Source organism: Aeromonas genomosp. paramedia, assembly GCF_023093515.1.
GTDB lineage: Bacteria > Pseudomonadota > Gammaproteobacteria > Enterobacterales > Aeromonadaceae > Aeromonas.
Map to the genome: position 1 here is coordinate 66,264 of NZ_JAAROG010000003.1, position 20,878 is coordinate 87,141.

The 20,878-nt window shown below is 63.0% G+C and carries 16 protein-coding genes; 7 read left to right on the plus strand and 9 right to left on the minus strand.

Going from position 1 to position 20,878, the window contains the following annotated elements; translation table 11 throughout:
* Positions 1-32: 32 nt before the first annotated feature.
* A complete protein-coding gene (locus HB860_RS02790; RefSeq protein WP_404837901.1) occupies positions 33-833 on the plus strand; it encodes a PhzF family phenazine biosynthesis protein in 801 nt (266 codons plus the stop codon).
* Positions 834-944: 111 nt separating this feature from the next.
* On the opposite strand, the gene lysS is transcribed toward HB860_RS02790, so the two are convergent.
* The gene (gene lysS / locus HB860_RS02795) at positions 945-2,483 is read right to left on the minus strand and encodes a lysine--tRNA ligase (protein WP_139437268.1); all 1,539 of its coding nucleotides are present in this window, start codon (positions 2,481-2,483) and stop codon (positions 945-947) included.
* A 20-nt stretch (positions 2,484-2,503) separates the two neighbouring features.
* Positions 2,504-3,602 (minus strand): peptide chain release factor 2 gene (prfB, locus tag HB860_RS02800; RefSeq protein ID WP_139437270.1). Its coding sequence is split into 2 segments (ribosomal slippage): positions 2,504-3,526 and positions 3,528-3,602, totalling 1,098 coding nucleotides; the frame shifts between segments, so codons are not numbered across the junction.
* A gap of 255 nt (positions 3,603-3,857) precedes the next feature.
* On the opposite strand from prfB, the gene HB860_RS02805 reads away from it, so the two are divergent.
* Positions 3,858-5,729 carry a methyl-accepting chemotaxis protein gene (locus HB860_RS02805; RefSeq protein WP_139437272.1) on the plus strand — a complete coding sequence of 624 codons (1,872 nt, stop codon included), beginning with the start codon at positions 3,858-3,860 and terminating at the stop codon, positions 5,727-5,729.
* Positions 5,730-5,931: 202 nt separating this feature from the next.
* On the opposite strand, the gene gltS is transcribed toward HB860_RS02805, so the two are convergent.
* On the minus strand, positions 5,932-7,131 hold the full coding sequence (gene gltS, locus HB860_RS02810) for a sodium/glutamate symporter (RefSeq protein WP_005326527.1): 1,200 nt from the start codon (positions 7,129-7,131) through the stop codon (positions 5,932-5,934).
* Positions 7,132-7,564: 433 nt separating this feature from the next.
* Here gltS and ansA point away from each other — a divergent pair, with 433 nt between their 5' ends.
* Positions 7,565-8,572, plus strand: a complete 1,008-nt coding sequence (gene ansA / locus HB860_RS02815) for an asparaginase (protein WP_042648756.1) — start codon at positions 7,565-7,567, stop codon at positions 8,570-8,572.
* Between the two features lie 308 nt (positions 8,573-8,880).
* Here ansA and HB860_RS02820 read toward each other — a convergent pair whose 3' ends face one another.
* Positions 8,881-9,159: a YeaC family protein gene (locus HB860_RS02820; protein ID WP_139437274.1), complete on the minus strand. Its 279-nt coding sequence runs from the start codon at positions 9,157-9,159 to the stop codon at positions 8,881-8,883.
* A gap of 56 nt (positions 9,160-9,215) precedes the next feature.
* A complete protein-coding gene (locus HB860_RS02825) occupies positions 9,216-10,649 on the minus strand; it encodes a glyceraldehyde-3-phosphate dehydrogenase (protein WP_247625686.1) in 1,434 nt (477 codons plus the stop codon).
* A 210-nt stretch (positions 10,650-10,859) separates the two neighbouring features.
* Between HB860_RS02825 and HB860_RS02830 the strand changes: the two genes are divergently transcribed.
* Both HB860_RS02830 and HB860_RS02835 read left to right on the plus strand, forming a co-directional pair.
* On the plus strand, positions 10,860-11,663 hold the full coding sequence (locus HB860_RS02830; protein WP_247625687.1) for a DUF2989 domain-containing protein: 804 nt from the start codon (positions 10,860-10,862) through the stop codon (positions 11,661-11,663).
* Positions 11,660-12,217, plus strand: coding sequence for an NUDIX domain-containing protein (locus HB860_RS02835; protein ID WP_247625688.1), 558 nt, complete (start codon positions 11,660-11,662; stop codon positions 12,215-12,217). Before HB860_RS02830 ends, HB860_RS02835 begins: the two co-directional genes overlap by 4 nt.
* 64 nt (positions 12,218-12,281) lie before the next feature.
* Here HB860_RS02835 and sppA read toward each other — a convergent pair whose 3' ends face one another.
* Positions 12,282-14,126 carry a signal peptide peptidase SppA gene (gene sppA, locus HB860_RS02840; protein WP_247625689.1) on the minus strand — a complete coding sequence of 615 codons (1,845 nt, stop codon included), beginning with the start codon at positions 14,124-14,126 and terminating at the stop codon, positions 12,282-12,284.
* A 416-nt stretch (positions 14,127-14,542) separates the two neighbouring features.
* Here sppA and HB860_RS02845 point away from each other — a divergent pair, with 416 nt between their 5' ends.
* Both HB860_RS02845 and HB860_RS02850 read left to right on the plus strand, forming a co-directional pair.
* Complete coding sequence (locus HB860_RS02845; protein ID WP_247625690.1) at positions 14,543-16,570, plus strand: NADPH-dependent 2,4-dienoyl-CoA reductase; 2,028 nt, start codon at positions 14,543-14,545, stop codon at positions 16,568-16,570.
* Positions 16,571-16,713: 143 nt separating this feature from the next.
* The gene (locus HB860_RS02850) at positions 16,714-17,262 is read left to right on the plus strand and encodes an NAD(P)H nitroreductase (RefSeq protein ID WP_139437282.1); all 549 of its coding nucleotides are present in this window, start codon (positions 16,714-16,716) and stop codon (positions 17,260-17,262) included.
* Positions 17,263-17,684: 422 nt separating this feature from the next.
* On the opposite strand, the gene HB860_RS02855 is transcribed toward HB860_RS02850, so the two are convergent.
* The 3 genes from HB860_RS02855 to HB860_RS02865 all read right to left on the minus strand — a co-directional run bounded on the left by HB860_RS02855 (position 17,685) and on the right by HB860_RS02865 (position 20,864).
* Complete coding sequence (locus HB860_RS02855; RefSeq protein ID WP_247625691.1) at positions 17,685-18,230, minus strand: sugar O-acetyltransferase; 546 nt, start codon at positions 18,228-18,230, stop codon at positions 17,685-17,687.
* A gap of 204 nt (positions 18,231-18,434) precedes the next feature.
* On the minus strand, positions 18,435-19,313 hold the full coding sequence (gene prmA, locus HB860_RS02860) for a 50S ribosomal protein L11 methyltransferase (protein WP_005317670.1): 879 nt from the start codon (positions 19,311-19,313) through the stop codon (positions 18,435-18,437).
* A gap of 534 nt (positions 19,314-19,847) precedes the next feature.
* Positions 19,848-20,864 carry a zinc-binding alcohol dehydrogenase family protein gene (locus HB860_RS02865; protein ID WP_247625692.1) on the minus strand — a complete coding sequence of 339 codons (1,017 nt, stop codon included), beginning with the start codon at positions 20,862-20,864 and terminating at the stop codon, positions 19,848-19,850.
* Positions 20,865-20,878 lie beyond the last annotated feature (14 nt).

Here is a 20,878-nt window from a genome sequence, read left to right on the forward strand (position 1 = left end):
TTGAGTCCCCTTCCGCCTCTCAGGATCTGCCGATGTCCAGACTGTTTCATGTCAATGCCTTCAGCCAGCACCCCTTCGGGGGCAATCCCGCCATCGTCGTATTGGGGCCCGAGCGCAGCGATGCCGAGCTGCAGGCCATGGCGGCGGAGTTCAACCTGTCGGAGACCGCCTTCCTCAGCCCCCTGGGGGAGGCGCACTATAGACTGCGCTGGTTTACCCCGACGGTCGAGGTGGATCTCTGCGGTCACGGCACCCTGGCGGCGGCCCATGTGCTGTGGCAGACCGGGGCCGTGGCCCGCTCCCAGACGCTGCGCTTCGAGACCCGCAGCGGCCTGCTGGAGGCCAGCGCCGAGGGGGAGTGGATCCGGCTCGACTTTCCGCGCATCCCCCTTGCTCCGCTGACATTGGATCCCGCTTATGCCGAGGCCCTCGGCTGCACACCGTTGCAGACCCTGGCCGCCGGCGCCAAATTCCTGCTGGTGCTCGGCAGCGAGCAGGAGGTGCAGGCCCTCAAGCCGGACTTCCACGCCCTGCGGGCCCTGCCCGGTCGCGGCCTGATGGTGACGGCGCCGTCGAGGGATCCTGACCATGACTTTGTCTCCCGCTATTTCGCCCCCTGGGTCGGGGTGGAGGAGGATCCGGTCACCGGCTCCAACCACTGCGCCCTGGTGCCCTTCTGGGCCGAGCGCCTCGGCAGGACGCAACTGAGGGCGCGCCAGATCTCCGCGCGGGGCGGGGAGCTTGTGCTGGAGTTGCAGGGGGACAGGGTGTGGATGTCGGGTCAGGCGCTGACCCTGTGGCAGGGGGAGTGGCTGCTGCCGCCCGCCCCATAAGTCGCCAGCCGGGTGTACCCTGTTCGCGGCTTTAGTCTTCGCCATAAAAAAACGCCCCGCAGTGGCGGGGCGTTTTATTGCTAGCGCGCTCGGGCTGGCCGAGCGGCAGGCTTATTTCTGTTGCGGACGCAGGGCCGGGAACAGGATGACGTCGCGGATGGTGTGGCTGTTGGTGAACAGCATCACCAGACGGTCGATACCTATGCCCTGACCGGCGGTCGGCGGCAGGCCGTGTTCCAGCGCGGTGACGAAGTCGGCGTCATAGAACATGGCTTCGTCGTCGCCCGCTTCTTTCTGGTTCACCTGATCCTGGAAGCGCTTGGCCTGATCTTCCGCATCGTTCAGCTCGGAGAAGCCGTTGGCCAGCTCGCGGCCGCCGATGAAGAACTCGAAGCGATCGGTCACGTCCGGGTTCTTGTCGTTGCGGCGGGCCAGCGGGGAGACGGCAGCCGGGTACTCGGTGATGAAGGTCGGTTGCAGCAGCATGTGCTCAACGGTCTCTTCGAAGATGGCGGTGATCACGTGGCCCAGCTCCCAGCCCTTCATCAGCTCGATGTGCAGGCGCTTGGCGACGGCGGTGGCCTTCTCCAGAGTGGCCAGGTCGTCCAGGGTCACATCCGGGTTGTACTTCAGGATGGACTCGACCATGGTGAGGCGCTGGAACGGCTGACCGAAATCGATGGTCAGACCCTCTTCGCCCTCTTTGGCGTAACGGATCTTGGTGTCACCCAGGATGTCCTGGGCCAGGGTGCGCAGCAGCTCCTCGGTGAGATCCATCAGATCGATGTAATCGGCGTACGCCATGTAGAACTCGATCATGGTGAACTCGGGGTTGTGACGCACCGAGATCCCTTCGTTACGGAAGTTGCGGTTGATCTCGTAGACACGCTCGAAACCACCGACCACCAGGCGCTTCAGGTAGAGCTCGGGGGCGATACGCAGGTACATGTCGATGTCCAGCGCATTGTGGTGGGTAACGAACGGACGCGCGGAGGCACCACCCGGGATGACCTGCATCATGGGGGTTTCCACTTCCATGAAGCGCTTCTCGTTGAAGAACTTGCGGATACCGGCCACCACCTGGGTGCGGATCATGAAGGTCTTGCGGGACTCTTCGTTGGCGATCAGATCCAGGTAGCGCTGGCGGCAGCGGGCTTCCTGGTCGGTCAGCCCCTTGTGCTTCTCGGGCAGCGGACGCAGTGCCTTGGTCAGCAGGCGGATTTCGCCCACATGGACGGAGAGCTCGCCGGTGTTGGTGCGGAACAGGGTTCCTTCCACGCCGACGATGTCCCCCAGATCCCACTTCTTGAACTGCTCGTTGTAGAAGCCTTCCGGCAGGTCGTCACGGGTCACGTAGATCTGGATCTTGCCAGCCATGTCCTGCAGGGTAGCGAAGGAAGCCTTGCCCATGATCCGGCGGGTCATGATACGACCGGCAATCTTCACCCGTTTATTCAAGGCCACCAGCTCGTCGGCGCTCTTGTCGCCAAACTCGGCGTGCAGATCGCCGGACAGGCTGTCACGACGGAAGTCGTTGGGGAAAGGGTTGCCCTGGGCGCGCAAGGCGGCCAGCTTGGAGCGACGCTCAGTCATCTCGTTGTTCAGTTCGAGAGTCTGGTCGACTTCCGGAGTAGTGGTTTGTTCAGACATGGTGATTCCTGCTGCTCTGTTTACAGGCCTGATTTCAGGCTGGCTTCGATAAACTTGTCCAAGTCGCCGTCGAGTACCGATTGGGTATTGCGGGTCTCGACGCCGGTGCGCAGATCCTTGATACGGGAGTCATCCAGTACGTAGGAGCGGATCTGGCTGCCCCAGCCGATGTCGGACTTGGTCTCTTCGAGGGCTTGCTTCTCAGCGTTCTGCTTCTGAATTTCCAGCTCGTAGAGCTTGGCCTTCAGCTGCTTCATACACTGATCTTTGTTCTTGTGCTGGGAACGGTCGTTCTGGCACTGCACCACCACCCCGGTGGGGACGTGGGTGATACGCACCGCGGACTCGGTCCGGTTGACGTGCTGACCACCGGCACCGGAGGCGCGGTAGACGTCGATGCGCAGATCCGCCGGGTTGATCTCGATCTCGATGTCGTCATCGATCTCGGGATAGACGAACACGGAGCAGAACGAGGTGTGGCGACGGCCACCGGAATCGAACGGCGACTTGCGAACCAGACGGTGTACGCCGGTTTCGGTGCGCAGCCAGCCGAAGGCATACTCGCCGGTGAACTTGATGGTGGCGGACTTGATGCCGGCCACGTCACCCTCCGAGCATTCGATGAGCTCGGGCTTGTAGCCGTGGGCATCGCCCCAGCGCAGGTACATGCGCAGCACCATGTTGGCCCAGTCCTGGGCCTCGGTGCCGCCGGAACCGGACTGGATGTCGATGTAGCAGTCGGAGCCGTCGTGCTGACCGGAGAACATGCGACGGAACTCGAGATCCACCAGCTTGGCTTCCAGCTGATCGGCTTCGACGATGGCCTCGTTGAAGGTCTCCTCGTCTTCGCCTTCGACCGCCAGGCTGACCAGCATCTCGACGTCATCGACGCCCTGGGTCAGGGTATCTATGGTGGTGACCACGTTGTCCAGGGACACGCGCTCCTTGCCCAGCGCCTGTGCGCGCTCCGGCTCGTTCCAGACATCCGGCTGTTCCAGCTCGGCATTGACCTCTTCTAGACGCTCTTTCTTGGCGTCATAGTCAAAGGTACCCCCTAAGCAGCTCGGTCCTCTCAGACAGCTCCTTAAGCTTGTTTAATACAGGATTGACTTCAAACATCGTGAAAACTCTCGGGGTCGATGTGATTTAAAAACGGGATATTCTAGCCAATTGCGGAAGGAATAAACAGGGTTGGCTGGCCCCGGCCGCCTTCTGTCGCCGATTTCGGAGGCCATTTTGTGCTTTCTTGTGGAAAATATCGCCGGCCGCGTCATTCTGCGCTTCAGTTCTGTGCGCTTTGGCCGCTAACAACAACATGGAGTGCCGCGCACTTTTCGAGTAATCCTGTTCCTGACCCCACAAGAAGAAAGCACGATGAAAAACCTATCACTCAAGCAGAAGATACTGTTGTCTGTGGTGATCGCCCTCTCCCTGGTGATCCTGCTGCTCTCCTGGCAGAGCTACAGCAGCCAGAAGTCCCTGTTGCTGCAAGGCAGTCAGGAACAGGTGCAGCGCCTCGGCAGCCAGCAGGCCGCCAGCGTCAGTGACTGGCTTGCCGCCCGTCGCGATGTGATCCAGGCCCTCGGCAACAAGGCCGGCCCCGACCCCCTCAACGCCCTGCAACAGGCCCAGGTGTCCGGCCGTTTCCAGCTCACCTATTTCGGTGAGGGCAGCGGCAAGATGAACGATTCGGATCCCTCCATCAACCGTGACGGCTATGATCCCCGCTCCCGTGGCTGGTATCAGGAAGCCATGGCCAAGGGCGGCATGATAGTGACCAAGCCCTACCTGGACGTGGCCTACAACGTCATGGTGGTGACCCTGGCCCAGCCGGCCCAGGGCGGCGTGGTCGGCGGCGACCTCTCCATCGCCTCCCTGGTGGAGGATGTCACCAAGATGGCCCTGCCGGCGGACGGTGTCGCCATCCTGATGCACAAGGATGGCACCGTCATCGCCTATAAAGATGCGGCCAAGGCGATGAAGCCCGCCAGCGAGATCGACAATGATCTCTCCAATGCCCTGATCGAACAGAGCAAGAGCAGCAACAGCCTGCTCCCCGTCTATTTTGACAACGAAGGGCGCGACAAGCTGCTGTGGGCGACAGACATCCCGAACACCGACTGGGAGCTGGTGCTGGTGCTGGACAAGGCCACCCTGGAGGCGCCCCTCTCCTCCCTGCTGATGACCCAGCTCGGCCTGGCCCTGCTGGTACTGGTGGGCAGCATCATCGCCATCTCCTGGCTGGTCAGCCTGCTGCTGGGCCCGCTCGGCAAGGTTTCCCAGGCTCTGGCCCGCATCGCCGACGGTAACGGCGATCTGACCCAGCGCATCAAGATTGACGCCAACGACGAGGTGGGTCAGCTGGCCAACAGCTTCAACCGCTTCGTCGGCAGCCAGCACCAGCTGATCGGCAACATCCGCCAGCTGGCCAACGAGCTGAATGCCGATGCGGAGCGCAGCCTGGTGACCAACCAGGCCGCGGTGGAAGAGCTGCAGCGTCAGCAGCAGGAGGTGACCATGGTCGCTACCGCGGTCACCGAGATGGCGAGCGCCACCATGGAGATCGCCGGCAACGCCGAGAATACCGCCGCCGCCGCCCAGCAATCTGCCCAGAGCAGCGAGCAGGGCAAGATGCTGGTGAACCAGACTCGCCAGTCCATCAACAACCTGGCCGAGGAGGTGGGTCAGGCCACCGGCGTCATCGGCGAGCTGAGCCGCCACGCCCAGGCCATCTCCGGCATCCTCTCCACCATTCAGGGCATCGCCGAGCAGACCAATCTGCTGGCGCTGAACGCGGCCATCGAAGCGGCCCGTGCCGGTGAACAGGGTCGCGGTTTCGCCGTGGTGGCGGACGAGGTGCGGGTGCTGTCGCGCCGTACCCAGGACTCCACCCAAGAGATCCAGTCCACCATAGAGACCCTGCAGCAGACCACGGCCCGCGCGGTCAGCCTGATGCAGACCAGCCAGGGGCTGGCGGACAACAGCGTCAAGGACGCCGATGCCGCCGCCGCCGCGCTCGAAGAGATCACCCAGGCCGTCTCTCTCATCTCCGACATGGCGGGTCAGATCGCCACCGCCGCCGAGGAGCAGACTCAGGTGACCGGCGAGATCACCCAGAACACCACCGCCATCAAGGATGTGAGCGACGAGATCACCGCCGCCGCCATGCGGGATCTGGATCAGGCGCACCACCTCAAGGGACGTGCCACCAACCTGAACCAGCAGGTGTCGACCTTCATCCTGTAAGGCCGGGTCGGGAAGCGGCGCCATCCCATGTCAAAGCCCCGCACGAGAGTGCGGGGCTTTTTGTTGTCCGCCATCCGGCCAGTGCCTCAATGGGATGCGTCAGGGGACGCCCCCAGACGCCATGGAGGTGCAAGGTGCGGGAGCCAGCAAGCAAAGAGCCCACCAAAAGGTGGGCTCTTTCATACGGGGTCTGGCGCAGGGCTTACAGGAAGGGCAGGGCCAGGAACAGCTTGATCACCACGGCGTTGATGATGTCGATGAAGAAGGCGCCCACCATGGGCACCACCAGAAACGCCAGGTGGGAGGGGCCGAAGCGCTGGGTGATGGCCTGCATGTTGGCGATGGCGGTGGGGGTGGCCCCCAGACCGAAGCCGCAGTGGCCCGCCGCCAGCACGGCCGCGTCATAGTTGCGGCCCATGACCCTGAAGGTGACGAAGATGGCGTAGAGCGCCATCGCCACCGTCTGGGCGGCCAGCAGGATGAAGATGGGCAGGGCCAGGCTGGCGAGATCCCACAGCTTCAGGCTCATCAGCGCCATGGCGAGGAAGAGCGACAGGCTGACGTTGCCGAGCAGGGAGACTTCCCGATCGCTCACCTCGTGCCAGTTCAGCAGGGTCAGCAGGTTGCGCAGCAGCACGCCGACGAACAGCACGCAGACGAACACCGGCAGCTCCAGGGCACTGCCCTTGAGGTAGAGGGAGAGCATCTCGCCCCCCTTCAGGCTGATGGCGATCAGGGCCAGGGTCTCGATCACGCTGAAGGTGGTGAGGGGGCGCTCCATGTCAGGCATCTCGAAGCCTTGGGGGGCGCCGTCACGGTTGTGCTCCTCGCCGGGCACCTGCACCTTCTTCACCAGGTAGCGGGCGACAGGCCCGCCGATCAGCCCCCCCAGCACCAGACCGAAGGTGGCGCAGGCGATGGCGAGCTCGGCGGCGGATTGCACGCCGTACTTCTCGGTGAAGATGGAGCCCCAGGCCGCGCCGGTACCGTGGCCGCCGGAGAGGGTGATGGAGCCGGCCAGCAGCCCCATGTGCGGGTCCAGACCCAGCAGGGTCGCCAGACCCACACCCAGGCTGTTTTGCACCAGCAGCAGGCCGGTGACTACCAGCAGGAAGGTGATCACCGCCTTGCCGCCGCGCTTGAGGCTGCCCAGATCCGCGGAGAGGCCGATGGAGGCGAAGAAGGCCAGCATCAGCGGGGTTTGCAGTGTGGTGTCAAATTGCAGTTCAAGCTGCATGGTGGAGCGCAGCAGCAGCAGCACCAGGGCGACCACCAGGCCGCCTGCCACCGGTTTGGGGATGTTGAAGGTACGCAGGGGGCCAATCCGGTTGACCAGCAGACGGCCGAGCAGCAGCACCAGGGTGGCGGCGACCAGGGTGGCGTAGGAATCAAGTTGTATCATGCGGTACTCCCATGTTGATCGGCTGTGTCTTTGGCGAGAAAGACTCACAGATTCAGCCGGGATAAAAACAGTGTGGCGCAGGCGCCAGTTCAAGAGGGGGCCACAGGCCCAGTCCCAGGCAAAAATGGGATCGATGCGAGCCCGATTTCATCAGGCATCCAGATGACATTCATGAAAAATCCGCCGGATAGTAGCAAAAATCACCGTTTATATCCATGTTCATCATATTAATGCTCAAAACAGTGCATTAACCTAGCATTTAACACTATGTCCTGGGTGTGCTCCGGCCCGCAACAATGACTGCTGTCATTTGCAGCGGCAGTCTCTATAATTCGCCAGTTTCCCGCCCATGAGCGGCACCGGAATAGGAAGTGAAGGAACCGGTTGAACCTTGAATTGTCTGCCGGTTGTCAGTCCAGAGAGAGGAGAGGGTGTGAAGAAGTCTATCTATATCGCCTACACGGGCGGCACCATAGGGATGCAGCGTTCCGACCACGGTTATGTGCCGATGGCGGGTTTCATGGAAGATTGTCTGGCCCGGATGCCCGAGTTTCACCGGCCCGAGATGCCGGATTATCATATCCACGAATATGCCCCCCTCATCGACTCCTCCGACATGACCCCGGCGGACTGGCAACGCATCGCCGAGGACATTCGTGACAACTACGAGCAGTACGACGGCTTCGTGATCCTGCACGGCACCGACACCATGTCGTTCACCGCCTCGGCCCTCTCCTTCATGCTGGAAGATCTGCACAAGCCGGTCATCATCACCGGCTCCCAGATCCCGCTTGCCGAGCTGCGCTCCGACGGCCAGCAGAACCTGCTCAATGCCCTCTATATCGCGGCCAACTACCCGATCCACGAGGTCACGCTGTTCTTCAACAATCAGCTCTATCGTGGCAACCGCAGCAAGAAGGTGCACGCGGACGGCTTCCACGCCTTCGATTCACCGAACTACCCGCCGCTGCTCAATGCCGGCATCGCCATCTCCCTGGAAGCGGGGGAGCTGGGCGTGCCGTCCGAGCGGCCGCTGGTGCTGCACGACATCACCCCCCAGCCCATTGGCGTGGTGACCCTCTATCCGGGTATCTCGGCGGAGGTGATCGCCAACATACTGCAGCAACCGGTGCGGGCGCTGATCCTGCTCTCCTTCGGGGTGGGCAATGCGCCCCAGAACCCGGCCATGCTGGCGCTGCTCTCCGAGGCGTCGGCCCGGGGCGTCATCATAGTCAACCTGAGCCAGTGCCTGCACGGCAAGGTCAACATGGGGGGCTATGCCACCGGCAACGCCCTCTCCCGGGCCGGGGTCATCTCGGGCTTCGACATGACGGCCGAGGCGGCGCTCACCAAGCTGCACTTCCTGCTGAGCCAGGATCTGCCCGCCCCGCGCATCCGCGAGCTGATGCAGCAGTCCCTGCGGGGTGAGCTGACCCCCTGAGAAACTGCCCACGATCTTATTGCGAAGCCGTGATCAAGGCTCATGTGCTGCTCGGAATCCTCACGTATATCTATACGCTCCGGTTTCTGCGCTGCTCTTCACCTTGCTGACGCCTTCTCGCGACAGGTCGTGAACAGCTTCTGACCTCCCCACCATGGGGGAGAGTGGAAAAAGAGGGGAGCCATAATGGCTCCCCTCTTTGCTATGTCACGGGTGCTTGAGGCGAGAGCCTCGTCGACACGTCAGTGGCTGAGGTCGACTCGGACTATCTCTTCCTCATCGCGGTGCTTCGATGCTTGAGCTCGCTCTCAGTGGTTGATCTCGATACGCACTATCTCTTCCTCATCGCGATACTGGCGCTTGAGCTCGCTCTTGCTCTTCATCACGATTTCGCCGTCGCGGCCTATGTTCATGTGCTCGGGATCGGCAAGGTGCATCGCCTGCCAGGCCATTACGGCCTGCAGCGAGGTGGCCTTCTGCTCCTCGGTGAGGGGCTGGCCGTCCGGCCACTTGCCCAGCTCGACCGCGGTCTTGAGCCGCTCGTACACTTCCTTGGGCATCTGCCCTATCACTTGTTGAAACGACATCGGCCTCTCCTTGCAAATTGAGCCATGAAGGGATCAGGTGGGCAGATCCTGGCGTACTATGCCGGCAGATCCTGGCGGACTACGCCGGCCATCTGCTCCATCACCCGCACTACCTGACAACTGTACCCGAACTCGTTGTCATACCACACATACAGCACGCAGTGATCCCCCTCGGCGATGGTGGCCTGGGAGTCCACTATGCCCGCGAAGCGGGAACCCACCATGTCGGAAGAGACCAGCTCTGTGCTGGCGCTGAAGTCGATCTGGCGATGCAGGGCCGAGCTCAGTGCCATCTGCTGCAGATAGGCGTTGAGGCTCTCCCGGTCGGTGGCCTGCTCCAGCGACAGGTTGATGATGGCCAGGGACACGTTGGGGGTGGGCACCCGGATGGCGTTGCCGGTCAGCTTGCCCTTGAGCTCGGGCAGCGCCTTGGCCACCGCCTTGGCGGCGCCCGTGCTGGTCATCACCATGTTGAGGGCCGCGCTGCGACCGCGCCGCTCCCCCTTGTGATAGTTGTCGATCAGGTTCTGATCGTTGGTGTAGGAGTGCACCGTCTCCACGTGACCGTGGCGGATGCCGTACTTGTCCTGCATCACCTTGAGCACAGGGGTGATGGCGTTGGTGGTGCAGGAGGCGGCGGAGATGATCTTGTCATCCGGGCCTATCACCTCATGGTTGACCCCGAACACCACGTTCTTCATCTCCCCCTTGCCGGGGGCGGTCAGCAGCACCCGGGCGGCGCCGCGCGCCTTGAGGTGCTCGGACAGACCCGCCTCGTCACGCCAGACCCCGGTGTTGTCGACGATCAGCGCATTGTCGATGCCATGGGCGGTGTAGTCGATGTCGGCCGGGCTGTTTGCGTAGATCACCTGGATGAAGGTGCCGTTGGCGATGATGGCGCTGCGCTCGTTATCCACCTCGATGGAGCCGTTGAAGGGGCCGTGCACCGAGTCGCGGCGCAGCAGGCTGGCCCGCTTCTCCAGATCCCCCTCGCGGCCGCCACGCACGACGATGGCGCGCAGGCGCAGGGAGTTGGCGGCGCCGGTGCGCTCGATCAGCAGCCGGGCCAGCAGGCGGCCGATGCGGCCAAAGCCGTAGAGCACCACGTCGGTCGGGGCGGGCACGCAGTCCCGGTTCAGGGCCGGGGCCAGCTTGGCGCGCAGGTAGTCGTCTATGCCGGCTTCATCCTGGTGATCCTGCCAGTAACCCACGGCCAGCTTGCCGAGGTCCACTTCGGCGGCGGTCGGGTTCAGGGCGACCATGGCCTGGAGCAGGGGGAAGCTTTGCTGGATGGGGAGGGGAGTGCCCTGGTGGCGGCGAACGACCCTGTGGGCCTTGAGGATGTCGATGGTGGAGGCGTTCTGCAGGGGGCGCCCGTAGACGGTGATTTCTATCCCTTGCTGGCGGTAGAGGCGACCAATCAAGGGCTGCATGGCTTCGGCGAGCTCCTGGCTCTCCTGCCACGCCTGCAAGTAGTGCTCGTGGGTCATTAACCAGATCCTTTATTTCACGTTGTTGAAGCAAGTTGCCTGGGCAAATTGAAATTCGTCGAATGCAGATCAGTGTAGGGCTGACGGTTTCGTTATATTATTCTGCAGTCGCGGCCTTATACGGCGCGCGCATTGTAATGGATATGTAGCCTGTTTGCTAGTTGGCGGTGGCCAGGGCGGGTTGCGATTGTTACCAACCAGATGTGAACCATGACCCTATTCTCACAGCGTCCGTTACTGCTCCCTCTCGCCTGTTGTCTGACGCTGATGGCCTGCGATGACGACAGGATCCACAACATTTGCTCCCAATATCCCGCCCTGTGCGCGGACCTGGTGGACGACGGCTGGTGTCGCCATGAGCGCAGCGATGTCATCCGCGCCCGCTACTACCTCCAGGAGGAGGGGACGGACAGGCAGAGGTACGAGCTGATGCGCGGCCTGGAGCGTTACCTGCAGTGCGCCGAACACTCCACCAACATCGAATACAAGCGGGCCCGGGAGCAGAAGAGCCCCAGGGTGGAGGGCATGCTGGCCGCTGGCACTCAGCTGGAGCAGCTGGATGCGCAGACCCGTGGCTCCCAGGATCCCTATCTGCTGCTCTGGCACTGGACCAACAACACCAATCCCGCAGCCCGTGCCAGCTTCCTGGCGCTGGAAGGCACCCCCACCCTCGAGGAGCCTGAGTTGCAACTGGCCCTGGGGGGCATCTATGCCAAGAGCGAGCCCCAAAAGGCCATCGCCCTGATGCATCATGCCCTCTCCCTCTATGGGGAAGGGGACAAGGTCAACAGCCGGATCCTCACCGCCCTCAGCACCCTCTACATGGGGCAGAAGGCGTTTGATCAGGCCTATCTGTGGGGCAAGGTGAGCGAGTCATTCCAGGAGAGTCCCGAGGTCTCGTCCACCCGTCTCGGGATCTACCACGCCATCGGCAAGGCGCAGCAGGAGGGGCTGGACGAGCAGGCCGCCACCATAGTCGACGCGCTCAGAGCCGGGAGCTACCAGGCCCCATGATACCGCTGCCATCCGGCGCCCCCGAGTGGGCCCATGCCTTCGACATCCGCCTCGTCCATGGTCAGGTGCCCTGCGAGGGGCGGGTGCTCGAGCGGACCACGGTCAGGGCCGTGGTGATGCGCGGGGATGAACTGCTGCTGGTGCATTCTCGCGTCAACGGGGATCTCATGTTCCCCGGGGGCGGCATAGAGGCGGGGGAGTGTCACCATACGGCCCTGGCCCGGGAGCTGCGGGAGGAGTGCGGCGCCGAGCTGGTGGCTGTGGGCCTGCGGCTCGGGCAGACCCGGGAGTTTCGCGCCGCCCGCGAGGCCGACTACGACGCCTACTGCATCCGCTCCTTCTACTATCTCTGCCAGGTGGGGGAAGCCTGGAGCGAGCCGCGCCCCCAGCCCTACGAGATACGGCTTGGCTTCACCCCGGGCTGGTTCTCACTGGAAGAGGCCCTGCAGACCAACAAGACCCAGCTGGCCGGCCCCTGCCCCCAGTGGACGGTGCGGGAGACGAGGGTGCTGGCCGAGCTGCAGCACTGGGTGGATGCGGGCCTGCTGGGTTGACCGCCATGGAGTGCTGAGGATAAAAAAACCGCCATTCGGCGGTTTTTTTATTCTCGCTGCCGGATCAGGGCACGCAGACCGGGCAGAAGGCGTAGGTGCCTTGCGGGTCATTGAAGCGGGTCAGCGGGTCCAGGCTGCGGTTCATCTCCACCAGCGCCTTGCCCAACCCGGCGGGCAGCCAGCTTTGCAGGTGCGGGGCCAGCGCCTGGGCGCTGCTGTCAAACAGCTCGCGCAGGAACTTGTCCCTTGCCGACTCTTCCGGCGCTATGGGGGTGACCTGCCAGCTCTTGAGGTTGGCGAGCTCGGCGGCGGCCTTGAGGGCGTCGTCCAGGTTGCCGAACTCGTCCACCAGCCCCAGCTCCTTGGCATCCTGACCGGTCCAGACCCGGCCTTCGGCGGCTTTCTCCGCCTCTTCCGGGCTCAGACCCCGGCCCTTGCCGACCAGACCGACGAAGCGCTGATAGGTGTCTTCCACGCTCAGCTGGATAGCCTGACCGACATGTTCCGGCAGGGCCCGGGTCAGCCCGACCCCCACGAAGTCGGTGGTGCCGACGCCGTCGGTGTGCACCCCGTACTGGGAGAGCGCCTTGTCGATGGTGGCGAACATGCCGAACACCCCGATGGAGCCGGTGAGTGTGGTGGGGGAGGCGAAGATCTTGTCCGCATCGGCGGAGATCCAGTAGCCCCCGGAGGCGGCGTAGCTGCCCATGGAGATGACCACCGGCTTGCCCGCCTGTTTCAGGGCCAGCAACTCGGCGCGGATCTGCTCGGCGGCGAAGGCGCTGCCCCCCGGGCTGTCGACTCGCAGTACCACGGCTTTCACCTGATCGTCGCGGCGGGCCTCGGCCAGCAGATCGGAGAGGCTATCGCCGCCTATGGTGCCGGCCGGCTGGATCCCGTCCATGATGGCGCCGCTGGCGGTGATGAGGCCCACCTCATCCTTGCCGCTCTGGGGGTATTGCTCGGGGATAGCGGCCAGATACTCTTTCAGGCCGACCCCTTTCCAGCTGTGATCCTCGCTCTCGCCCACCTCCTTGATGACCGCCAGGGTCATCTCGTCCCGGGTGGCGAGCTGATCCACCAGACCGTTGTCGAGGGCGTAGCTGGCAGCATTGCCACCGGCCTTGCGCAGCAGTTCGAGGAAGTGATCCTTGTTCGGCGCGACCGCATCGGGCTCTATCTCCCGCTGCTCGGCCACGTCGGTGACATAGGATTGCCACAGCTGATCCAGCCAGCGCTGGTTCGCCTCCTTGCTCTCGGGGGACATCTCATCACGGGTATAGGGCTCGACGAAGGATTTGTAGGTGCCGACCTTGAACACATGGGGGGTGACGTTGAGCTTCTCCAGCGCCGACTTGAAGTAGGTCTGGTAGACCCCAAAGCCTTCGATCAGCACGGCACCGCTCTGGTTGAGCAGCACGTGATCGGCATGGGCGGCGAGCAGGTAGGCGCCCTGGCTGTAGTAGTCGGCCATGGCGATGACCGGCTTGCCGCTCTCCTTGAATGCGTCTATGGCGCTCGTCACCTCCTGCAGCTTGGAGAGGCTGGCCCCCTGCAGTCCCTGGGGCTTGATCACCAGCGCCTTGATGCGATCGTCATCCTTGGCACTCTTGATGGCCCACAGCAGGTCGGAGAGCACGATTTCGCTCGGCTGATCGTCGCTTTTCTCCATCTGCCGCAGCAGTTGCACCGTCGGATCGGTCTGGGTGCGTTGCTCCACCAGCACGCCGGCGAGATTGAGGGTGAGGGCGCCCTCTATGGGGGTGCCGGGTGTCTCGCTCTGGTTGAGGCTGAAGGCGATGACCAGCACGACGACGAGAAACAGCAGATTGACCAGCATCAAGCGGGTAAAGTTGAGCAGACGCCAGAGGCTGCGAAACAGCCACCCCAGACCTTTGAAAATAGACATAGCTGTGCTAACGCCCTGTTAATGGGTAGAGAAGGGCATTATTAACCAGTTGACCCGCCAATTGCCATTTTCCCTTGGCCGCGATCGCTCCCCCTGGCTTCGGGACACGGCTGTTCGCTGAAAAAATGTCCAAACATTTGTTTGAAAAAGGATTTTCGATTCTTTACTCTAGCCTCAGTTTGATAACAAAAAATTAACTGGAGGCCCTGTGAGCCGCTACCCCACCCTGCTGATCCCTCGCTCTCCTCTCTTGCGTCACCATGTGCTCGCGGCATCCTGCGCGTCTGCCTCGAAAAGGAGTTCATCATGAGCCTTTATCCAACCTTGCTGACTCCCCTGGATCTCGGCTTTACCCAGCTCAAGAGCCGGGTATTGCATATGGATTCCTGCGTGCTGGCCTCGAAAAGGAGTGCATCATGAGTCTTTATCCAACCTTGCTGACTCCCCTGGATCTCGGCTTTACCCAGCTCAAGAACCGGGTATTGATGGGTTCCATGCATACAGGTCTCGAGGAGGAGAAGGGGGGCTTTGACAAGCTGGCCGCCTTCTACGCCGAGCGCGCCCGCGGCGGTGTCGCCCTCATCGTCACCGGCGGCATAGCCCCCAACCTGCGGGGGCGCCTGGTGCCCCATGGCTCGCAGCTCAGCTTCCCCTGGCAGGTCGCCAAGCACAAGAAGGTGACCGGCGCCGTGCATCAGGAGGGGGGCAAGATAGCCCTGCAGATCCTCCATGCCGGCCGCTATGCCTATCATCCGTTCAGCCTGGCGCCGAGCGCCATCCGGGCTCCCATCTCTCCGTTCAAGCCGCGGGCCATGAGCGAGCGGCAGATCCGCGGCACCATCAGGGACTTTGCCTCGACCGCGGCACTGGCCAAGGCGGCGGGCTATGACGGTGTCGAGGTGATGGGGTCGGAAGGCTATCTCATCAACCAGTTCATCTGCGAGCGCACCAACCAGCGCAGCGACGGCTGGGGCGGCAGCAGCGAAAACCGCATGCGTTTCCCGCTGGAAATCGTGCGGGCCATTCGCGAGCGGGTCGGCAGCGACTTCATCATCATCTTCCGACTCTCCATGCTGGATCTGGTGGAGAAGGGCTCCTCCCTGGAGGAGGTGATAGCACTCGGGAAGGCGCTGGAGCAGGCCGGGGTGAGCCTCATCAACACCGGCATCGGCTGGCATGAGGCGCGCATCCCCACCATAGCCACCAGCGTGCCGCGCGGCGCCTTCAGCTGGGTGACCGCCGAGCTGAAAAAGCACCTCACAGTGCCCCTTATCACCACCAACCGCATCAACACTCCCGAGGTGGCCGAGCGCATCCTGGCGCAGGGGGAGGCGGATATGGTCTCCATGGCGCGCCCTTTCCTGGCGGATCCCGAGTTCGTCATCAAGGCCGCCGAGAACCGGGCGGACGAGATCAACACCTGCATCGCCTGCAACCAGGCCTGCCTGGATCACGTGTTCAAGCAGAAGCGTGCCTCCTGCCTGGTCAATCCCCGCGCCTGCTTCGAGACCGAGCTGACCTTTGGCCGGGTGCCCCAGCCCAAGAAGCTGGCGGTGGTGGGGGCCGGGCCGGCCGGACTGGCATTCGCCTGCTACGCCGCCGAGCGCGGCCATCAGGTGAGCCTGTTCGATCAGGCGCCGACCATAGGCGGCCAGTTCAACTTCGCCAGGCAGATCCCGGGCAAGGAGGAGTTTCACGAGACCCTGCGCTACTTCGCCAGGCGGCTGGAGAAGTGTGGCGTCGAGCTCTATCTCGGCCAGCGCCAGAGCGCCGAGAGCCTGCTTGGCGGCGGTTTTGACGAGGTGATCCTCGCCACCGGCATACGTCCTCGCACCCCCAACATTCCCGGCATCGATCACCCCAAGGTGCTGAGTTACCTCGACGTGCTGCGCGATGGCAAGCCGGTGGGCAACAAGGTGGCGGTGATCGGGGCCGGCGGCATCGGCTTCGACGTGGCCGAGTTCCTGGTGGAGAAGAAGGCGGAGGGGAGCGCGGATCATCATCGCGATCACTGGCTCAAGGAGTGGGGCATCGACAAGAGCCTCGGCGAGCGCGGCGGTCTGATGACGCCTGTGATCGACGCGCCCGAGCGCCAGATCTGGCTGCTCCAGCGCAAGGAGAGCAAGGTGGGGGATGGCCTCGGCAAGACCACAGGCTGGATCCACCGCACCGTCTTGAAGAACCGCAAGGTGCAGATGCTCTCCGGCGTGCAGTACCTGCGCATCGACGACGAGGGGCTGCACATCCAGGTGGGGGAAGCCAGACAGTGCCTGCCGGTGGATCAGGTGATCATCTGCGCCGGACAGGAGCCCCTGCGGGAGCTGCAGGCCGGCCTGCAGGCGGCGGGCAAGCCGGTGCACATCATAGGCGGTGCCGACGTGGCGGCGGAGCTGGACGCCAAGCGCGCCATCCGCCAGGGGGCCGAGCTGGCGTCCGTCATCTAGCGCCTTGGCCTGAGCCGACAGCATGAAGATAACCCCCTGACAATCAGGGGGTTTTCATTGGTGGCGCCGAGCGGCCCTGGCTGTGCTCCCCTTCGGGCTGTGCTAAGGTAGCGCCATCATTGCCTCCTGATAAGGAACTGACCATGGATGCCCTCTCCCTGTTACTCAATCGCCACTCCTGTGGCCGTCTGACCACCCCGGCCCCGAGTGGCGAGGTGCTCGACAATATTCTGAAGGCCGGCCTGCGGGCGCCGGATCACGGCACCCTGACTCCCTGGCAGTTCATCCTGTTTGAAGGGGAGGGGCGCGAGCGTCTGGGGGCCCTGCTGGCGGACGCCGCTCGCGCCCGCGGCGAGGATGAAGATAGCATCGAGAAGAGCCGCGCCGCGCCCCTGCGAGCGCCCCTGGTGGTGGCCGTCGCGACCCGCTATCAGGCACACCCCAAGGTACCTAAACTGGAGCAGGAGCTCTCCGCCGGCTGCGCCCTGATGGCGATGCAGATGGCGGCCCAGGCACAGGGGTTCAACGGCATCTGGCGCTCCGGCTGGTTCATCTTCGACGAGGGGATCAATCAGGGGCTGGGGCTGGCACCGGACGATCAACTGGTGGGCTTCCTCTACCTGGGCACCCCCATGCTGGAGGCGCGCAAGCTGCGGGAGTTGCCTGTCGCTGACTTCGTCCGTCGCTTCTGAGTCGAAGATAGTGCAGAAAAGCCCTGATTATTCAGGGCTTTTTTATTTCCCCCCAAATGGCGTCAGGCTGTACTGATAAATGGAAACTTGCCAAGGGGGAGTTCGGGCTTGTCTGGGAATTTTTTGAATAGTGAGAGGCTGTTCTCAATCCTGGTTGATTACCCTATGTAAAACGTTTGCGCCCCGTTATTATCCCATTGCCAGTTTAGAAGGTGACCCCTTCTAATTTTCTGCGATGAGAGTCGCAATTCCGTAGCACCTTTTTACAGCCCAGCGTCGTCATGACATTGGGCTTTATTTTTATGGGCGGTTTTCTGCGCCAGCCCCATGGCGTCTGTGGGCGGCATCTTTTTACACTATCGCTGGGCCTTGGTGACATAGGGCTGTACGTTTATGGGCCCCTACCTCCCGGTCACTGGCATCTAGACCCTGGCGGGCAGGATGCGGGCCGGATTGCCCACCACCCGGGCTCCGGCCGGGACGTCTCTGGTCACCACGGCGCCTGCGCCGACGATGGCCTCCCGCCCTATGGTGATCCCCGGCAGCAGTATGGCGCCACCGCCGATCCAGACCCTGTCTTCTATGATGACCGGCAGCGCCGTCTCCACCCCCTGGATGCGCTCATCGGCGTCCAGGGCGTGGGCGGCGGTATAGATCTGCACGTTCGGTCCTATCATGACGTCGGCGCCGATACGGATAGGCGCGTTGTCCAGCAGGGTGGCCCCCATGTTGATGTAGCTGCGCTCGCCAAGGTGGATGTGGCGGCCATAGGTGCAGTAGAGGGGCGGGCAGATAAAGGCACCCTCCGCCAGCTCGCCGACGATCTCGCTGAGCAGGGCCCCTTGCTCCTCCTCGTCGCTGCGATTGAAGTGGCGATAGCGGCGCGCCGTCTCCCGGCGCAGGAGATCCAGCTCGGGGGCCATGCAGTTGTAAGGTTGGCTGGCGATCATCTTTTCGTATTCGGTCATGGCTGGGCCTCAATGGGGTGGAGGAGGAGAGCATAAGCCATCGAGGGGGATAGAAGCGTGAAGCTCTCCCCAGAGTGGGCAGAAGGGTGCGCAGCTGGCACCGGGAAACGACAAGGGCACCCTGGGGTGCCCTTGTTGGCTATAGAGGATACCTGTTGCTATCTGCCGTCTTTGTGACCGCAGGCATCAAGATGACGGTCTCTATCAGCCGTGCTTGCGGCCTGAGAGACGGCACCACTCTTCCTTCACCGCGGTCGGGTCCATGTCGAACCACTGACCGTAGATGGTCTCCAGTTCCGGGGCCTGGCTCTCCAGCACGCCGGAGAGCGCCATCAGGCTGCCGGGCTTGCCGTGGCCGGCGATGAGCGGCGCCAGCTCGCGCAGCGGGCCGGCGAGGATGTTGGCCACCACCACGTCCGCCTCGACGTCTTGCGGCTGGTCGGCCGGCAGGTAGAGCTCGATCTGGCCGGCGACGCCGTTGCGCTCGGCGTTGTCATGGCTGGCCTGGATGGCCTGCGGGTCTATGTCGATGCCGATGACTCGGGCGGCGCCGAGTTTGAGGGCGGCGATGCCGAGGATGCCGGAGCCGCAACCGAAGTCGACCACCGTCTTGCCGGCCAGATCCAGCCCGTCCAGCCACTGCAGGCAGAGCGCCGTGGTGGGGTGGGTGCCGGTACCGAAGGCCAGGCCCGGATCCAGCATGACGTTGACCGCATCGGGGTTCGGCACGTCGCGCCAGCTCGGGCAGATCCAGAGGCGCTCGCCGAACTGCATGGGGTGGAAGTGATCCATCCACTCGCGCACCCAGTCCTTGTCTTCCAGCTGCTCGACCTTGTAGCCGACGTCTTCCCCGAAGATCTGCTGGAAGAAGGCGATGGTGGGAGCCGGGTCGGTTTCGGCATCGAACAGCCCCATCACCTCGGTCTCGCCCCAGAGCGGCGTTTCACCAGGCAGTGGCTCGTAGACGGGCACATCCTGGGCATCCATAAAGGTCACCGCCTGGGCTCCACGCCCCAGCAGCATGTTGCTCACCTTGTCCGCGGTCTTGGCGGTGGCGTTGATTCGAATTTGTATCCAGGGCATGGGGTCGACTCTTCATAAATGTGAAACCGCGGGATTCTATCATCATGGGCCTGTGCTGTCGTGGTTTGCCCATGATGGGATGGGGAAGGAAGGCAACTCTGCCAAGTTGGCACGGTTAATGTATTCCTTACTGGGTGACGGGAAGCAACTTGTTCCCGCTGAATGCTTTGCTCTATGAAGTTCCGTCATCTTTTTCAGCCACCTTCGGGTGGCTTTTTTTATGCCGGTGCGCTGAAAAACGGTCATTTTGCGGGTAAAAGCAGACATTGGCACGCAATCTGCAAAGTTCCACATGTCCTGCATAAGGATATGTGTGTGATTGTTACCCCAACGTTCAGGTTTTGAGGGCCATCCCGGCGGGATGGCCTCTTTTTTTATGGTTTTTTCGGGGGAAGGGTCCGTCAGGGGCCCAGATCGGCTGCGGGGCTGTGCACTCTTGGGGCTTGTCACTGGTGATTTCACCCCATGATGGTGCATTTTTTACCTATAAGGGAATAGGCAGCATGGCTGCGGAGATCCCTGGCGGCAAGGGCCTCAGTTGGCGAAGCCGCTCATGTCGATCACCAGCTTGCCCACCATGCGGCCCGCCTCCAGCTCGCGATGGGCCTGTGCCAGGCTGGCCGGAGTCAGTTCGGGCAGGGTGCGACTGAGCGTGCTCTTGAGCACCCCTTGGTCCAGCAGGGCGGCGACCCGGCCGAGCAGCTGGTGCTGCTCGATCATGTCCGGGGTCTGAAACAGGGAGCGGGTAAACATGAACTCCTGGCTGAAGGTGACGCTCTTGGTCTTGAGCAGGCCGAGATCCCAGGGCTCGCTGGATTCGGCAATGGTGCAGATGTGACCGAAGGGGCGAATGAGGCTCGCCATGGCTGCCCAGTGCTGCTCGGTGGCATTGGTGCAGAAGATGGCATCGAGCTGGCTGATGCCAAGGCCGGCCAGCTCTTCCTGCAGGTTGTGATGACTCACTACCTGGTGGGCGCCCATGGCCAGACACCAGTCACGGGTTTCAGGCCGGGAGGCGGTGGCGATCACCTCCATCCCGGTGAGCTGGCGGGCCAGCTGGATGGCGATGGAGCCGACGCCGCCGGCGCCGCCTATGACAAGCAGTCGCCCGGTACTTTCGCGGTTGAGGCCGATGCGCTCGAACAGGGTCTCCCAGGCGGTGATGGCGGTCAGGGGCAGGGCGGCGGCTTCCAGGTCGCTCAGGGTCTTGGGGGCGAGGGCGGCGATGCGCTCATCCACCAGTTGCAGGGCGCTGTTGCTGCCGGGGCGGCTGATGTCGCCGGCATACCAGACCCTGTCCCCCGCCTTGAACAGGGTCACCTCGTGGCCCACGGCCACCACTTCCCCCACGGCATCCCAACCCAGCACCCGAGGATTGCTCTCTACCTTGGCCTTGGGGGTGCGTACCTTGGTGTCCACCGGGTTGACCGAGGTTGCCGTTACTCTCACCAGCAGATCACGCGGGCCCGGGGTCGGATCCGGCAGCTCGGTCTCGATGAAGCAGTGGGGGTGATCGCTTGGCAGATAATGGGTGAGGGCGATGGCTTTCATGGCAGTTCCTTTCA

Excerpts from the sequence above, each read along its gene's own strand:
- HB860_RS02790 (WP_404837901.1), top strand. The coding sequence starts at position 33 with ATGTCCAGACTGTTTCATGTCAATGCCTTCAGCCAGCACCCCTTCGGG.
- lysS (WP_139437268.1), bottom strand. The coding sequence starts at position 2,483 with ATGTCTGAACAAACCACTACTCCGGAAGTCGACCAGACTCTCGAACTG.
- HB860_RS02805 (WP_139437272.1), top strand. The coding sequence starts at position 3,858 with ATGAAAAACCTATCACTCAAGCAGAAGATACTGTTGTCTGTGGTGATC.
- gltS (WP_005326527.1), bottom strand. The coding sequence starts at position 7,131 with ATGATACAACTTGATTCCTACGCCACCCTGGTCGCCGCCACCCTGGTG.
- HB860_RS02820 (WP_139437274.1), bottom strand. The coding sequence starts at position 9,159 with ATGTCGTTTCAACAAGTGATAGGGCAGATGCCCAAGGAAGTGTACGAG.
- HB860_RS02825 (WP_247625686.1), bottom strand. The coding sequence starts at position 10,649 with ATGACCCACGAGCACTACTTGCAGGCGTGGCAGGAGAGCCAGGAGCTC.
- HB860_RS02830 (WP_247625687.1), top strand. The coding sequence starts at position 10,860 with ATGACCCTATTCTCACAGCGTCCGTTACTGCTCCCTCTCGCCTGTTGT.
- HB860_RS02835 (WP_247625688.1), top strand. The coding sequence starts at position 11,660 with ATGATACCGCTGCCATCCGGCGCCCCCGAGTGGGCCCATGCCTTCGAC.
- sppA (WP_247625689.1), bottom strand. The coding sequence starts at position 14,126 with ATGTCTATTTTCAAAGGTCTGGGGTGGCTGTTTCGCAGCCTCTGGCGT.
- HB860_RS02845 (WP_247625690.1), top strand. The coding sequence starts at position 14,543 with ATGAGTCTTTATCCAACCTTGCTGACTCCCCTGGATCTCGGCTTTACC.
- HB860_RS02850 (WP_139437282.1), top strand. The coding sequence starts at position 16,714 with ATGGATGCCCTCTCCCTGTTACTCAATCGCCACTCCTGTGGCCGTCTG.
- HB860_RS02855 (WP_247625691.1), bottom strand. The coding sequence starts at position 18,230 with ATGACCGAATACGAAAAGATGATCGCCAGCCAACCTTACAACTGCATG.
- prmA (WP_005317670.1), bottom strand. The coding sequence starts at position 19,313 with ATGCCCTGGATACAAATTCGAATCAACGCCACCGCCAAGACCGCGGAC.
- HB860_RS02865 (WP_247625692.1), bottom strand. The coding sequence starts at position 20,864 with ATGAAAGCCATCGCCCTCACCCATTATCTGCCAAGCGATCACCCCCAC.